12 protein-coding genes and 1 tRNA gene are annotated in these 14,812 nt (G+C 71.3%); 10 read left to right on the top strand and 3 right to left on the bottom strand.

The window, feature by feature from the left end; all coding sequences use genetic code 11:
• The first annotated feature begins 4 nt into the window (after window positions 1–4).
• The 8 genes from FR742_RS09950 to FR742_RS45680 are packed head-to-tail and all read left to right on the top strand — an operon-like array spanning window position 5 to window position 9,812.
• Complete coding sequence (locus FR742_RS09950) at window positions 5–181, top strand: MbtH family protein (RefSeq protein ID WP_148030680.1); 177 nt, start codon at window positions 5–7, stop codon at window positions 179–181.
• 17 nt (window positions 182–198) lie between these two features.
• A complete protein-coding gene (locus tag FR742_RS09945; protein ID WP_148030679.1) occupies window positions 199–3,492 on the top strand; it encodes a non-ribosomal peptide synthetase in 3,294 nt (1,097 codons plus the stop codon).
• Complete coding sequence (locus FR742_RS09940) at window positions 3,492–4,313, top strand: alpha/beta fold hydrolase (protein WP_148030678.1); 822 nt, start codon at window positions 3,492–3,494, stop codon at window positions 4,311–4,313. The genes FR742_RS09945 and FR742_RS09940 overlap by 1 nt, the downstream gene beginning before the upstream one ends.
• Window positions 4,310–5,446, top strand: coding sequence for an acyl-CoA dehydrogenase family protein (locus FR742_RS09935; RefSeq protein WP_148030677.1), 1,137 nt, complete (start codon window positions 4,310–4,312; stop codon window positions 5,444–5,446). Before FR742_RS09940 ends, FR742_RS09935 begins: the two co-directional genes overlap by 4 nt.
• Window positions 5,443–6,378, top strand: coding sequence for an acyl-CoA dehydrogenase family protein (locus FR742_RS09930; protein WP_148030676.1), 936 nt, complete (start codon window positions 5,443–5,445; stop codon window positions 6,376–6,378). Before FR742_RS09935 ends, FR742_RS09930 begins: the two co-directional genes overlap by 4 nt.
• 30 nt (window positions 6,379–6,408) lie before the next feature.
• Window positions 6,409–7,776: an aspartate kinase gene (locus tag FR742_RS09925; RefSeq protein WP_148030675.1), complete on the top strand. Its 1,368-nt coding sequence runs from the start codon at window positions 6,409–6,411 to the stop codon at window positions 7,774–7,776.
• Window positions 7,739–9,169: an MFS transporter gene (locus tag FR742_RS09920; protein WP_148030674.1), complete on the top strand. Its 1,431-nt coding sequence runs from the start codon at window positions 7,739–7,741 to the stop codon at window positions 9,167–9,169. The genes FR742_RS09925 and FR742_RS09920 overlap by 38 nt, the downstream gene beginning before the upstream one ends.
• Before the next feature lie 40 nt (window positions 9,170–9,209).
• Window positions 9,210–9,812, top strand: a complete 603-nt coding sequence (locus tag FR742_RS45680) for a CGNR zinc finger domain-containing protein (RefSeq protein WP_148030673.1) — start codon at window positions 9,210–9,212, stop codon at window positions 9,810–9,812.
• A gap of 20 nt (window positions 9,813–9,832) precedes the next feature.
• Here FR742_RS45680 and FR742_RS09910 read toward each other — a convergent pair whose 3' ends face one another.
• The gene (locus tag FR742_RS09910) at window positions 9,833–10,423 is read right to left on the bottom strand and encodes a GNAT family N-acetyltransferase (protein WP_148030672.1); all 591 of its coding nucleotides are present in this window, start codon (window positions 10,421–10,423) and stop codon (window positions 9,833–9,835) included.
• Window positions 10,424–10,619: 196 nt separating this feature from the next.
• Here FR742_RS09910 and cysD point away from each other — a divergent pair, with 196 nt between their 5' ends.
• Both cysD and cysC read left to right on the top strand, forming a co-directional pair.
• A complete protein-coding gene (cysD, locus tag FR742_RS09905) occupies window positions 10,620–11,510 on the top strand; it encodes a sulfate adenylyltransferase subunit CysD (RefSeq protein ID WP_148030671.1) in 891 nt (296 codons plus the stop codon).
• Complete coding sequence (gene cysC, locus FR742_RS09900) at window positions 11,510–13,354, top strand: adenylyl-sulfate kinase (RefSeq protein ID WP_148030670.1); 1,845 nt, start codon at window positions 11,510–11,512, stop codon at window positions 13,352–13,354. The genes cysD and cysC overlap by 1 nt, the downstream gene beginning before the upstream one ends.
• Before the next feature lie 124 nt (window positions 13,355–13,478).
• Here the strand turns inward: cysC and FR742_RS09895 are convergent.
• Together FR742_RS09895 and FR742_RS09890 are read right to left on the bottom strand one after the other, a co-directional pair.
• Window positions 13,479–13,553, bottom strand: a tRNA-Pro gene (locus FR742_RS09895).
• A gap of 176 nt (window positions 13,554–13,729) precedes the next feature.
• Window positions 13,730–14,812, bottom strand: a complete 1,083-nt coding sequence (locus FR742_RS09890) for a mechanosensitive ion channel family protein (RefSeq protein ID WP_261808454.1) — start codon at window positions 14,810–14,812, stop codon at window positions 13,730–13,732.

Below are 14,812 nucleotides of genomic sequence, written 5' to 3'. Positions count from 1 at the left end.
CGTCATGGAAGAGAGATTCGTCGTGGTGATCAACCACGAGGAGCAGTACTCGATCTGGCCCGCGGGCCGGGAGATTCCGGCCGGCTGGACCGAGGCCGGTGCGGAGGGAAGCAAGAGCGACTGCCTTGCACACATCGCGCGGGTGTGGACCGACCTGCGCCCGATGAGCGTGCGACGGTGAAGGAGGAGAACGAGATCATGTCCACACCCGACAAGCGTGACGCAGCCGACATCAGACGCGCCCTGCTGGAGAGGAAGGTCCGCCAGCGCGTGGCGGAGAAGGCCGAGCGGGAGCGGATCGTCCCCGTCCCGCGTACGGGCAAGATGGCCATCGCCGAGCAGCAGCGGTTCCTGTGGTTCCTGCACCAGATGGTCGCGGGCGCGCCGGTGTACAACGTGCCGTTCGCGATGCGCCTGCGCGGCCCGCTCGACGTGCCCGCCCTCTCCAAGGCGCTGCGCGGCATCGTCACGCGGCACGAGAGCCTGCGCACCCGGTTCGGCGACGAGCACGGCGTGCCTTTCCAGACGGTCGATCCGCCGCCCGAGACGTGGGACCTGCCGGTGACCGACGGGACCGAGGAGTCCGTCCAGGACTGGATCGACGGGCAGGTGCGCGAGGAGTTCGACCTGCGCAACCACCCGCCGTACAGGTTCGCCCTGCTGCGGCTGGGCCCCGAGGAGCATGTGCTGTCCATCGTCTGGCATCACATCGTCATCGACGGATGGTCCTCGCGGCAGTTCGCCGAGGAGCTGACGGCCCGTTACACCGATCCGGACGGCTCGGAGTTCCCCGAGCTGACCCTCCAGCCCGCCGACTTCGCGGCCTGGCAGCGGCTCTGGCTGCTCAGCGACGGACCGGCCAAGCAGATCGACTACTGGCACTCCGCGGTGGACGGCATGGAACCGCTGGAGTGGCGCACCGACCGGCAGCGCCCGTCGGCGCCCACCGGTGCCGGCCGCATCCACGAGACCCGCCTGCCCGACGACCTGGCGCGGAAGATCCGCGACATGGCTCAGGCCGAGGGGGTCTCCCTGCTCGCCCTGACGATGGCCGGCTACCAGGTGCTGCTGAACCGCTACACCGGTCAGCAGGACATCGCGCTCGGGTCGGTACTCTCCGGGCGGACCCGCTCGGAAGTCGAGCCCATGATGGGGTTCTTCGCCAACACGGTGGTGGTCCGCGGGAACCTGGAGGGCGATCCGGTGTTCCGCGACCTGGTGCACGCCGCCAACGACAACATCCTGGAGGCGATGGCCAACCAGGACGTGCCGTTCGGCCGCCTGGTGGAGGAGCTCAAGCCGGAGCGGCTGCCGGGGCGGAACCCGCTGGTCGCCCACCTGTTCACGCTGCTGCCCGAGCCGATGATCGCGCGCTGGCGGCTGCCCGGCGTCGAGGTCGAGATGCTGACCCCGCAGCCGGAGACGACCCGGTTCGACATCACGTTCCAGATCAACGACCTGCCGGACGGCGGCCTGGGCGTGTGGATCGAGTACTCCTCCGAGCTGTTCGACCACGAGCGCATCGAGCAGCTGGTGGAGCATTTCAGCACGGTCATGGCCGACGCGCTGTCCCGGCCGGACGCCCGGGCGAGCTCGCTGGACATCATGCCCGACAGCGAGTACCTGCGCGTGCTCACCGCGTGGAACCCCGAGCCCGGTGAGCGCGACGAGCGCCTGCTGCACGAGCTGTTCGCGGCGCGCGTGGCCGAGGCGCCCGACGCGGTCGCGATGCGTTTCGCGGGCGAGGACCTGACCTACGCGCAACTGGACGAGCGGTCCAGCAGGCTGGCGCACGCGCTGGTCGAGGAGTTCAAGGTGACGCCGGGGCGCGTGGTCGGCGTGCTGCTCGAACGCGGCTTCGACCTGCCGGCCGCCGAACTCGGCGTGCTCAAGGCGGGCGGCGCGTGGCTGCCGCTCGACCCGCAGTACCCGGCGGAGCGGCTGGCCTACCAGCTCGGCGACGCCGACGTGGCCGCGGTGGTGACGACCTCGGATCTCGCCGACCGCCTGCCCGCGGAGGTGGAACGGATCCTGCTGGACTCCGACACGCTCGACGGACGGCCGGTTTCGCCGCCTTCCGTGCAGGTGGCGCAGGAGGACACGGCGTACGTCATCTACACCTCTGGCTCGACCGGCACCCCCAAGGGGGTCATGGTCCCCCACCGGGCGGTGGTGAACTTCTGCACCACCTTCCAGCGGATGTTCTCGGTGACGCCGGACGACCGGATCCTGCAGTTCTCCAACCCCGCCTTCGATGTGAGCGTGTCGGACGTGTTCTCGACGCTGACCGCCGGCGGGACCATCGTGGGCGCGCCGCGCTCCGAACTGCTCGACCCGGAGGCGCTGCAGGGGCTGCTGGCCCGCGAGCGGGTGACGATGGTGGACATCCCGCCCGCCGTCCTGGGGCTGCTCGACCCGTCCGAGCTGGACGCCCTGCGGGTGTGCTTCATCGGCATGGAGCCGTTCGGCCCCGACCTGGTCAACCGGTGGAGCAAGCCGGGACGCGAGTTCCACAACGGGTACGGGCCGACCGAGGCCACGGTGACCTGCGTGGACTACCTGTGCCCGCCGGAGCCTCTGGAAGGAACGCCGCCCATCGGCCGGGCGATGGCCAACCAGCGGGCCTACGTCCTGGACAAGGGCCTGCGGCCGGTGCCGGTCGGCGTGCCCGGGGAGCTCTACATGGCGGGCGCCGGGCTGGCGGTCGGCTACCTCGGCCGGCCCGACCAGACCGCCGAGAAGTTCCTGCCCGACCCGTTCGCCACCACCCCGGGCGAGCGCATGTACGCCACCGGCGACCTGGTGCGCTGGAACGGTGACGGCAACCTGGAGTTCCTGGGCCGGGTCGACCGCCAGGTGAAGCTGCGCGGGCTGCGCGTGGAGCTGGGCGAGATCGAGCACGCCATCGAGAGCTTCGACGGCGTGCGGCAGTGCGTCGTGACCGTACGCGACGCGGGCACGCCCTCGGCCTGGCTGGCCGCGTACGTGGTCGGCGACGTCGAGCCGGACGAGCTGCGCGAGTTCCTGAGCGGGCGGCTGCCGCTGCACATGGTGCCCACCGACTACGTGCGGCTGGACCAGCTCCCGCTGACCTCGACCGGGAAGGTGGACCACGGGAAGCTGCCCGACCCCCGCCCCGACGGCGGCGCCGGTCAGGCCGAGCTGACCACCGAGACGCAGCGCAGGGTGGCCGATATCTGGCAGAGCCTGCTGAGCCTCGACCCCGGCAGCGTCGGCGCGCAGGACAACTTCTTCCTGCTCGGCGGCAACTCCCTGCAGGTGACCCAGATGATCTCGCGGGTGCGCGACGCCTTCCAGGTGACGCTCGACCCGCGGCGGCTGTTCAGCTACCCGCTGCTCAGCCAGTTCGCCGCCCAGATCGACGACGCGCAGCACGCGCTGCTCGGCGAGGACGAGGTGGCGAAGCTGGAGGCGCAGGTCGCCGATCTGCCCGAAGAGGAGGTCGATCGGCTGCTGAAGGAGTCGAGCTGATGGCCGGGTCGCACCCCTCCGCCCTGGCGGAGAAACGGCGCGCGCTGCTGGACCTGCGGCTGCGGCGCCGGCGGGAGGAGGCCCTCGCCCAGCAGGAGGCCGCGCCGCCGGAAGGGCGGCCGCGGCCCTCCGGCCGGACGGTGTCCCCGCTCGTGCCGCTCGGCCCGGCGGGCACCGAGCCGCCGCTGTTCCTGGTGCACGCGGCCGGCGGATCGGTGGCCCCCTACGTCGCGCTGGCCGGGCTCCTGGGCGACGACCGCCAGGTCTGCGCCCTGGAGGACCCCGGCCTGCACGGCGGCGCGATCGGGGAACGCTCGCTCGCGGACCTCGCGGCCACCTATCTGGCCGCGGTCCGCGAGGCCCGGCCCGACGGGCCGCTGCACGTGGGCGGCTGGTCGGTCGGCGGCGCGGTGGCGCTGGAGATGGCACGCCATGACGGCGACGTCGCGCTGACGTTCGTGCTCGACACCGCCGTCCCGGACGCGCCGTCCCGTCCCGGCGACGACGAGCTGAGCGCGTGGTTCGCCTCCGACGTCGCGGCCATGGGCGCCGAACCCGGCGAGGCCGAGCTGGCCGAGCGGTTCCCGGTGTTCGCCGCGAACGTGCGCGCGCTCCTGACGTTCCGTCCGTCGCGGGTGGACAGCAGGGTCGTACTGCTGTGCGCCGAGAAGTCCGAGGGCGAGAAGCTCAGCCGGTGGCGGCCCTACGCCGACGAAATCCAGGTGGTGCCGGGCGACCACTACACCATGCTCCGACCCCCACACATCGAGGCGCTGGCGGAAGCCATGCGCCACAGATTGAGCGAGGTGAGTGTCCGATGATCCCGGCCTTCACGCCGGAACAGGACGACTTCCGGGAAGAAGTCTGCAAGCTCCTGTGCGAGGACGAGGTGCGCGCGGAGATCGCGCGGTCCCGGCGGACGCCGTACGGGCAGGAGACCGGCCTGCTCGACGTGCATCGGCGGCTGGGCAAGCTCGGCTGGCTCGCGATCAACTGGCCCGAGCGCTACGGCGGAGCGGACGCCACGATCGTGGAGAAGGCGATCCTCACCGAGGAGATGATCCGCCACGGCGTGCCCGACAACGTGCACTCGCTGGGCGTCGACATCGTCGGGAACGCCATCCACCTGTTCGGCACCGAGGAGCAGAAGGAGCGGTTCCTGCCGGGACTCGCACGCGGCGAGATCACGGCCAACGTGCTCTTCAGCGAGCCGGACATCGGGTCCGACCTGGCGTCGCTGACCACACGCGCCGAACCCGACGGCGACGGCTGGCGCCTGCACGGCCGGAAGATCTACAACATGAAGGCGCAGCACAGTGACTTCGCGCTGTGCGCGGCCCGCACGTCGACCGGGCCGGTGAACTTCGCCGGGATCACGCTGTTCCTGGTGCCGCTGCAGTCCATGGGCGTGGTCATCGAGCCGGTGTGGAACCTGTCCGAGGAACGCTTCGACCTGGTGACGCTCGACGGGATCCGGATCGGGCCCGAGGACGTGCTCGGCGAGGCCGACGACGGCTGGCAGGTGCTGGGCAAGGTGCTCCCGCTGGAGCGCACCGGGCTGGACCACTCCGCCAAGGCGGAACGCACGCTGGCCGCGCTGCGCGAGCACGCCCCGCCGGGGTGCGAGCAGCGGCTCGTCGAGCTGGACACGCGGGTGCGCGCGGCCCGGCTCCTGGCCTGGCGGTGCGTGGCCAACCTGCACGAGGGCCGGCCCGACGAGGTCCACTCGGCGACCGCGAAATGGTACACGTCGGAGACGGCCAAGGAGGTGTCGGTGGCGGCGGTCGAGATCCTCGGGCCGCGGGCGCTGCTGGACGCACGCGATCCCGACGCGATCGCCGACGGCGTCCTGGACGCCGCGTTCCGGGAGGCGCCGGGGCTCACGCTCGCCCAGGGTTCCTCTGAGATCATGCTCTTCTTCGTCGCCACATCGAAACTGGGGTTGCCGTCATGACCACGATGATCGCCGACTTCTTCGACGAGGAACTGGCCCCGCTGGTGCGGCGGATGGCCGACCGGCCGCGCGCGGAGGGCTGGGACGACGACGACAGCCGGGAGACCCGCGCGATGGTGTGGCAGGGGCTGGCCGAGCTCGGCGCGCTCGACGCGTCCGGCCCCGACGCCGTGCGGCTGGCCGAGCTCCTCGGGTCCGTGCTGTACCAGGGCCCGCTGCTCGACACGCTCACCGCGCGGGAACTGCTCGGGGACGACCACATCGGCCGGTCCCCGGTGGCGCTGGCGGTGGCGGACGAGCCGCTGTCCGAGCAGGACGGCGTGGTCTCCGCGCGGCGGACCTTCGTCGGGTTCGCCGCGGAGGTGGACCACTTCCTCCTGGGCGGCGCCGGACCGCGCCTGGCGCTCGTGCCCGCCGGCCATCCCGCCATCACGACGCGCCGGTACGAGGAGACGAGCCGGGGCGAGGCGTACGAGGTCGTCTTCGACGGCGCCCCCGTGACCGCGTGGGCCGACCCCACCCGGTGGGAGGCGGCGCTGGCCGGCGCACGGGTGCGCCAGGCCGCGTACCTGGTGGGCCTGGCCCAGGCGGCGCTCGACCACGCCGTCGGCTACGCGAAGACCCGCCGCCAGTTCGGCCAGCCCATCGGCAAGTTCCAGGGCCTGGCGTTCCGGCTGGCCGAGCTGGCGATGCACATCGACGCGACGCGCCTGCTGGTGCACGACCGCGACGCGGCGGCGCACGCGGCGGCCGACCTCGCGGCGGCGTCGGACCTGGCCCGCACCGTCACGACGCGGACCATGCAGGTCCACGGCGCCGCGGGCATGCGGTCCGACGACGACGCCCAGCTGTACTACCGGCGGGCCGCGGCCGAATCGGTCCGCCTCGGCACGCCGGACCAGTTGCGACGCGAAAGCCGGGAGACGCGATGACGATCGTCGTGGCGCAGGAAGAGGAAACCAATGGACCTGGTGATACAGAAGTACGGCGGAACATCACTGGGTGACGCGGGCAAGATCCGTCGCGTGGCGCGGCGCATCGCCGCCGCGGACGGGTCCGTGGTCGCCGTGGTCTCCGCGATGGGCCGCACCACCAACTCCATGATCGAGCTGGCCCGGGACCTCACCGACACGCCGCACGCCCGGGAGCTGGACCTCCTGCTCAGTACCGGTGAACAAGCCTCCGCCGCCGCGCTCGCCATAGCGCTGCACGAGCTGGGCGTGCCCGCCCGCTCGTTCAGCGCCCACGACTGCGGCATCATCACCGACGGAGTGCACGGCCGCGCGCGTATCGTCAACGTCGATCCCGTACGCATCCGCGAATGCGTCCAGGACGGCCACGTCCCCGTCGTCTCCGGCTTCCAGGGCCTGTCCGCCGACAACGGCGAGCTCACCACCCTGAGCCGGGGCGGCTCCGACACCACCGCCGTCGCCCTGGCGGCGGCGTTACGGGCCAGGGTGTGCGAGATCTTCACCGACGTCGAGGGCGTGTTCACCGCCGACCCGCGACACGTCGCCGACGCCCGCAAGGTGGACCGCCTCTTCTACGAGGACATGGCCGAGCTGGCCGCCTGCGGCGCCACGGTGCTCGCGCATCCCAGCGTGGAGTACGCCGGCGCCCACCGCGTTCCCGTGCACGTCCGCTCCAGCACGACCGAGGCCGCCGGCACCTGGGTGACCGGCTTCCGCTCGGCCGCCCCGCTCGACGGGGAGCGGTTCACCGCCGTCGGCGTGGCGCACCGGACCGGTCAGCTCCGCTGCCGGCTCGACGGGGTCGACCCCGGCGCCCTGACCACGATCGCCGCCGCGCTGGCCGATCCGATGCCGCCGGTGGACATGCTCGGCCAGCCGGCCGCCGACGCCTCCGCCGGTTCGCTGGGGTTCATCGTGAACGCCGCCGACCGGGACAAGGTGGACGAGGCGCTCGCCGGCCTGCGCGCGGCCGACGCCTTCACCGGATGCCACTGGTCCGGCCCCATGGCGAAGGTGTCGCTGGTGGGCTGCGGTTTCTGTGCCCACCATCCGCAGGTGCGGCTCCTCGTGGACGCGCTCAAGGCCCGCGGCGTCACCGTGACGGACGTGATCGTCCGCGCCCGGCGCATCTCCATCACCTGCGCCGAGCACGACGTGCTCAACGCCGTGACGCATCTCCACCGCATGTTCCTCGGCCCCGGCACGCTCGCGGACGCCCATCCGCACGGCGGTCGCCGCCACGCGGAGCACCGCGCCCACGCGCCGGGACCGCAGCGGAGACATCCGGACCCGCAGTCGACAGAAGCAGAGGGGATACGCCATGAAGGAAGCATCGGCGCGCACGGCCGGAAGGGATGAACGCACCTTCCGGTCCCGGCATCTCTGGCAGCTCACGGTCATCTGCGGCACCCAGTTCCTGGTCGCCCTCGACTATTCGATCATCAATGTCGCGGCTCCGAGCATCCGCGAATCCATGGACTTCTCCTCCGGTGGAGGCGTCGCGTGGGTTCTTTCCGCCTATCCGCTCGCCTTCTGCGGCTTCCTCCTTCTCGGGGGGAGGATCGCCGATCTGTACGGAAGAAAGCGGGTGTTCATCTGGAGTCTGGCCGGATTCCTGCTCGCCTCGCTGCTGGCGGGCCTCGCCTGGTCGCCGGCGGCTCTCATCGCGGGCCGCGCCCTGCAGGGGGTCGCCGCCGCGTTCATCGCTCCGGCGGGTCTGGGGCTGCTCCAGGCGGCCATCCCGGAAGGACCGCCACGGGAGCGCGCCCTCGGCATCTACGGGTCGGCGCTGTCGGCGGGATTCGTCTCGGGCATGGTCCTCGGGGGCGTCCTCACCGAGTTCGCCGGATGGAGGTCCGTCTTCCTGATCAACGTGCCCATCGTCGTGGCGTTCGGCCTGCTGGCCAGAGCGCATCTTGAGGAGAGCCGGGACAGGCACGCGTCCCGCCACCTCGACCTCACCGGCGTCGTCCTGGCGACCGTGGGCATGGTCGCGTTCGTGTTCGCCCTCACCGAAGGGGAGAAGTACGGCTGGTCGTCGGTCCCGATCCTCGCCTGCGCGGCGGTCGCGGTGCCGGCCGTCGCCCTCTTCGTCTGGGTGGAGTCCCGCAAGGACAACGCCCTCGTGCCGATCTCCATCTTCCGCACGGCCGCCATCGGCGCGGCCAACCTGGTCAACGTCCTGCTGATCTGCTCCTACGGGGGAATGCTCTTCGTCCTCACGCTCTATCTGCAGACGCATCTCGGTCTGGGCGCGCTCCAGACCGGCCTCACGTTCGCGGTCTCGGGCGCGATCGCCATCGTCGTCGGAATCTACGCGGGCAGGTACGTCGAGCGCTTCGGGCTCTACCGCGTGCTCCTGTGCGGGATCGTCATCGAGACGGCCGGCATTCTGATCATGGTGGGCCTGCCGGAAGGCCACGGGTTCGCCCTCGTCCTGATCGGCACCTCCGTGAACGCGTTCGGCCACATCATCGCCCTGGTCACGACGAGTATCGCCGGCACGAACGGCGCCGAGGAGGGGCGGCGGGCCACGGCCGGCGCGCTGCTCAACGTCTCCCAGCAGCTGGGACTGGCCGTGGGGGTGGGAGTGGTCACCTCGGTGGCGGCCCACTTCGCCGCGGCCTCCGGCGGAGCCGTCGACGGCTGGCGCTGGGCGCTCTGGTGCTCGGTCGTGTTCGCGGTGGGGGCGATCGTCGCGACCGTCCTTCTCCGGAAGCGTTTCCAGGGGGAGGCCACGGCTCCGGCCTGACGCCTAGCCAAGGGCCGCGTAACCATTTAAACTAGACGTAATGGTTACTCTAGCTATCAAGGCCCAGTCTCCCTGGCAGGACGCCCACTTCGTCGGCGGCCACCCGGTCCTGGACCTCACGAACACCGTCTTCGACCGCAACCACCCGGCGGAGGACGGCGAGCTGTTGAACACGCCCTCGGACGTCCTGACGTGGTGCGCGTCCGCGGGGCTGTTCGAGGAGACGCCGCCCTTGCCGGAGGCGTCCGCCAAGGATCTCGTACCCGAGGTCCAGGCCGTCCGGGAACAGGCGTGGGCCGTGTTCAGCGCGATCGCGCGCGGCGAGGCGGCGCCGGCCGGGCCCTTCGGCGCGCTTCTCGAACGGGCCGGAAAGGGCGTGGGAGCCGACCAGGTTCAGCGGATCGACGCCGCGCTCGACCGGTTCACCGCGGACTGGACGGCGCCGGGAGCGATTCCGGCCGTCCTGTCGCTGCTGGCGGTCCACGCGGTGTTCACCCTTCCGTCCGGCCGCGTCAGGGCCTGCGGGAGGTGCGGCTGGCTGTTCCTGGATTCCTCGCGGGGCGGACGCCGCCGCTGGTGCAACATGAGCATCTGCGGGAACCGGGAGAAGGCGCGCCGCCACCGTCAGGGCCGGACGCCCTGACCGGCGCGCCTTCCCAGGGATCAGGTGAGCTGCCGCCGCATGATCGGCCGGTCCTTGCGCGGGCGAGCCACCTCGGCGAATCCGGCCTTGAGGAAGGCGCTGGCTATCCCCGTCATCGCCGTGTCCGAGCCCGCGCGTTTCCCCTCGGGAGGCTCGACCGGATACCCCTCGGCGGTCGTGTAACCCTCGGACGCCGCGTACGCGCAGACGGCTTCGAGGATGCCCGGCAGCAGCCCGGAGCCACGGTGCTTCTTGTGGACGAAGACGCACGCGAGCGCGCAGACCGGCTCGTCGTCCACGCTCGACAGGAGCGGCGAGCGTTCGAGCCTCGGGAACGCGGAGCGCGGCCCGAGTGAGCACCACGCCACCGGCGCGCCGTCGTCGTAGACGATGACGCCCGGCACCGGTTTCCGCTGGGCGAGACGGCTCATGGCCTTCTTGTTCCCTTCGCCCTTTCCTTCCGTCCACTCCGCGATGGAGAGCCGCCAGTGCATGCACCAGCACCCCCGGGCGCCTCCGTTGTCGCCGAGAACCGTCTCGAAGTCGTTCCAGGTCTTCTTGGACAGCTCTTCGACGGTCAAAGAGCCGTTCCGCTTGCCACGAGCGTTCATCCGCCACACCGCCGATCTGGTTGTTCGTAGCGTTTCCGGCCGCGCGTCCTGGGAAGTTGATGACCTCTCCTCCGCTCGGCCGGTCCGGGTCTTGCGTGAGACCGAGTAACCCGATATCACCTATTTATAGGTTACTATAGACACGTACGGCCGCGAAGACGGTCTATCTGGCACAGCGACGACGGAGGGTCTGCACATGGCCGGAGAAGACGTCCTGGACATGCTCGAAGCCGAGGCGATCCATGTGCTGCGCGAGGTCGCCGGCGCGTTCCGCCGCCCGGTGCTGCTGTACTCGATCGGCAAGGACTCCTCGGTGCTGCTGCACCTGGCGATGAAGGCGTTCGCGCCGGGCCGGATGCCGTTCCCCGTGGTGCACGTCGACACCGGCTGGAAGTTCCGCGAGATGATCGCCTTCCGGGACGAGACGGCCGAGCGGCTGGGGCTCGACCTGCGGGTGCACACCAACCCTGAGGGAGCCACGCCGTTCACCCACGGCGCTCACGAGTACACGCGGATCATGAAGACCGTCACGCTGCGCCGGGCGCTCGACGACGGCGGGTTCGACGCCGCGATCGGCGGCGCGCGACGCGACGAGGAGCGGTCACGGGCCAAGGAGAGGATCTTCTCTCTGCGTGAGCCCGGTCATCGCTGGGAGCCGCGCTCGCAGCGTCCGGAGTTCTGGTGGCGGGCGAACACCGAGCTGGCGGAGGGCCAGACGATGCGGGTGTTCCCCCTGTCGAACTGGACGGAGCTGGACGTCTGGCGCTACATCAAGCGAGAGGACATCCCCGTGGTGCCGCTGTACTTCACCGCACCCCGCCCGGTCGTCGAGCGGAACGGCTCGTTGATCATGGTGGACGACGAGCGCTTACCGCTGGAGCCCGGCGAAGAGCCGCGACTGCGCCACGTACGGTTCCGCACACTCGGCTGCTACCCGCTGTCCGCGGCGGTCGAGTCGAAGGCGGCGACCGTCGACGAGGTCATCGACGAGATGAGACGCGACCGCAGGTCCGAACGCGCCGGCCGGCTCATCGACGGTGAGGGCGGCACCTCCATCGAGAGCAAGAAGTCGGAGGGATACTTCTGATGATCTCCATGCTTCGAGTGGTCGCGTGCGGCTCGGTCGACGACGGCAAGTCCACCCTCATCGGACGGCTGCTCGCCGGCACCGGCGGCGCCACCGACGACCAGCTCGACTACGCGCGGCGGACCAGGCGCGGCGGTTCCACGATCGCTGCGGGCGCGGTGGACTACTCACTGCTGACCGACGGGCTGGAGGCGGAGCACGAACAGGGCATCACCATCGACGTCGCCCACCGCTTCCTGGACCTGCCGTCCGGGCGCCGGGTGATCATCGCCGACGCGCCGGGACACGAGCAGTACACCCGCAACATGGCGGTCGCGGCGTCCACCGCGGACGTCGCCGTGTTACTCGTCGACGCCACCAAGGGGGTCCGCGAGCAGACCCACAGACACCTGGCGATCTGCGCGTTGATGGGTGTGCGGGCGGTCATCGCGGTGGCGAACAAGCTCGACGCGGTGGACTACGACCAGGCGGTGTTCGAGAAACTCGCGAGCGAGGTCCTGGCGGCGGCGAACGGCCTCGACATGGCGGCGAGCGTGATCCCGGCCAGCGCCGTGCAGGGCGACAACGTGGTCGAGCCCTCGCCGAACCTGCCCTGGTACGACGGGCCGACGCTGCTCGGCGCGCTGTCGGAGTGGGAGCCGGCCGAGGGGTCGCGGGCGGACGACGCCGGCGGCTACCGGCTGCCCGTCCAGTACGTGATCCGGGCGGACGACTTCCGCGGTTTCGCGGGCACCGTGATCGGCGCCCCGGTCCGGCGGGGCGACGCCGTCGCGGTCGCCGGCAGCGGGGTCGCGTCCAGGATCGACCGGCTGATCGGCCCCGGCGGCGGCGACCTCGACCAGGCCGCCCCCGGCACCCCGGTGACGGTGACGCTGGCCGACGACGTCGACGTCCGGCGCGGAGACCTGCTGACCACGCCGGAAGCCCTGGGCGACGGACTGTCCCCGGCCACGGCGTACTCCGCCACCCTGATCTGGACCGCCGGGGAGCCGCTGCGGCACGGCCGCTCCTACCTGATGCTGGCCGGGCCGCGGACCGTGCCCGCCACGGTCACGGCCGTGCGCGGCCGGATGGAGGTGGTGTCCGGCAAGCGGCTCGCCGCGCGCGCCCTCGGCCTCAACGACATCGGCACGGTCGAGCTGGCCACCGACACCCCTCTCTGCCTGGACGGTTACCAGGAGTGCCGGGACACCGGCAGCTTCCTGCTCGTGGACCGGGTCAGCAAGGAGACGGTGGCGGCCGGCATGGTCCGGCACGCGCTGCGGCGCGGCCGCAACGTCGTCCGGCAGACCTTCACCGTCGACCGCGACGCCAGGCAGGAGCTGAAGGGGCAGCGGGCCAAGGTGCTGTGGCTGACCGGTCTGCCGGGCTCCGGGAAGTCGACCATCGCCAACGCGCTGGAGCGGCGGCTCCACGCCATGGGGCTGCACACGTACGTGCTCGACGGCGACAACGTCCGCAGCGGACTCAACAGAGACCTCGGGTTCACCCCGGGAGACCGGGCGGAGAACGTGCGCCGGGTCGCCGAGCTGACCCGCATCCTGCTGGACGCCGGGCTGATCGTGATCGTCGCGCTGGTCTCGCCCTTCCGGACGGACCGGGCGGCGGCGCGGAGCCTGTTCCCGCCGGGCGACTTCGCCGAGGTCTGGGTGGACACCCCGCCCGAGGTGTGCGCGAGCCGGGACCCGAAGGGCCTGTACGCCCAGGCGAAGGCCGGCAGGCTGCCCAACATGACCGGCCTCGGCCAGGCCTACGAACCGCCGGAGCACCCTGACCTGGTGGTCGACGGCTCCGGATCGCCCGACGAGGTGGCGGAGAAGCTGGCCGGACTGCTGCAGGGTTAAGAGGGTGGGCCCCGGGCCGGGCTGGCGTGGGCCGTGCCCGGGGCGGAGGGCCGTGTCCGGCCGGGGGTCGCCACTCCCGCCGGTCCAGATCAGTGCCCGCGGCCCTCTTCTTTCAGGGCCGGTGTCCGAGTGGCAGGATTCGAACCTGCGACGCTCCTGCTCCCAAGGCAGGCGGGCTGCCAAGCTGCCCCACACCCGGGTGGTGAAGAACCGCCTGTGAACCCCGGCGGCCGGGTCGGGTCAGCCGGATGCCGGGCAGGCGCCGGGAGACGGGGGAAGCGGTTCGCGCTTCAGGCCGGTCACTGCTCGCCCCCTTTCTCCTCGGTCTTGACGCTGTCAACGCTAGACCGATGATCGGCCGGAGCGCCAGCGGTTTTACGGCGAGCCGGGTGCGCCGGGCCAGGGGACGCCCGCGCGGGTCTCGGGCGACTCGACGCGGAAGCGGGGCATGGCCTCGGGGTGGTTCTCGCGCACGTACGTGATGAGATGCTCGCGCACGTCGCACTTGAGATCCCAGGCGGAGGCCGAGTCCGCGGCGCTCATCAGCGCGCGCAGCTCGACCAGGCCGTTCAGCTGGATGTCGGTGACCTGGAGGGTCCAGTCCTTCTGGTCCCACAGCGGGTTGGTCTGCAGGTAGCGGTAGAGCTCCTCACGCAGCTTCTCGACCGGTACCGACCAGTCGACGCGCAGGTAGACGACGGCGAGGACCCGGCTGCCGTGCCGGGTCCAGTTCTCGAACGGGGTCTGCGTGAAGTAGGAGACCGGCAGGACCAGGCGCCGCTCGTCCCACAGCCGCACCACGACGTAGGTGAGCGTGAGCTCCTCGATCCTGCCCCATTCCTCCTGCACCACGACGACGTCGTCCAGGCGCAGCGCGTCGCTGAAGGCGAGCTGCAGCCCGGCGAGCATGTTGCCGAGCGTCGGCTGGGCGGCGATGCCGACGACCGCGCCGGCGATGCCCGCGGACGCGAGCAGACCCGCGCCCAGCGCCCGCACCTGCGGGAAGGTGAACAGCATCGCGCCGAACGCGATCACCACGACGGTCGCGGTGGCGGCCCGGCGCACCAGCGTGATCTGCGTCTTGATGCGGCGGGCCCGCCGGTTGCGCTCCCCCTCCACGAGGTCCAGGCGCTCCAGGGCGACGTCCGTGAACGCGTACGTCGCCTGGATGATCAGCCAGGTCGCCGCGCCGATGATGAGCAGCGTGACGACCCGCTCGACGGACTCGCCGAACGCCCGCTGCTGCGGCTCAGGGCCGATCATCAGCGGGTAGAACATGATGTTGAACGTCATCAGCAGGACGGTCGTCACCACCGGCCAGTGGCAGTGCTTGACCAGGCGGCTGCTGAAGGTCCACTTGCGCCCGACCCTGAGGAGCACCTGCCGGGTCAGCTCCAGGACGATGACCGCCCCGATCATCGCGCCGGCCAGGTTCAGCCAGGCGCTGGAGAACTGCAC

Source organism: Nonomuraea sp. C10 (assembly GCF_008017515.1).
Taxonomy (GTDB): domain Bacteria; phylum Actinomycetota; class Actinomycetes; order Streptosporangiales; family Streptosporangiaceae; genus Nonomuraea; species Nonomuraea ferruginea.
The sequence above is the reverse complement of the archived record's forward strand: the minus strand, read 5'-3'. Positions and strand labels throughout refer to the sequence as shown.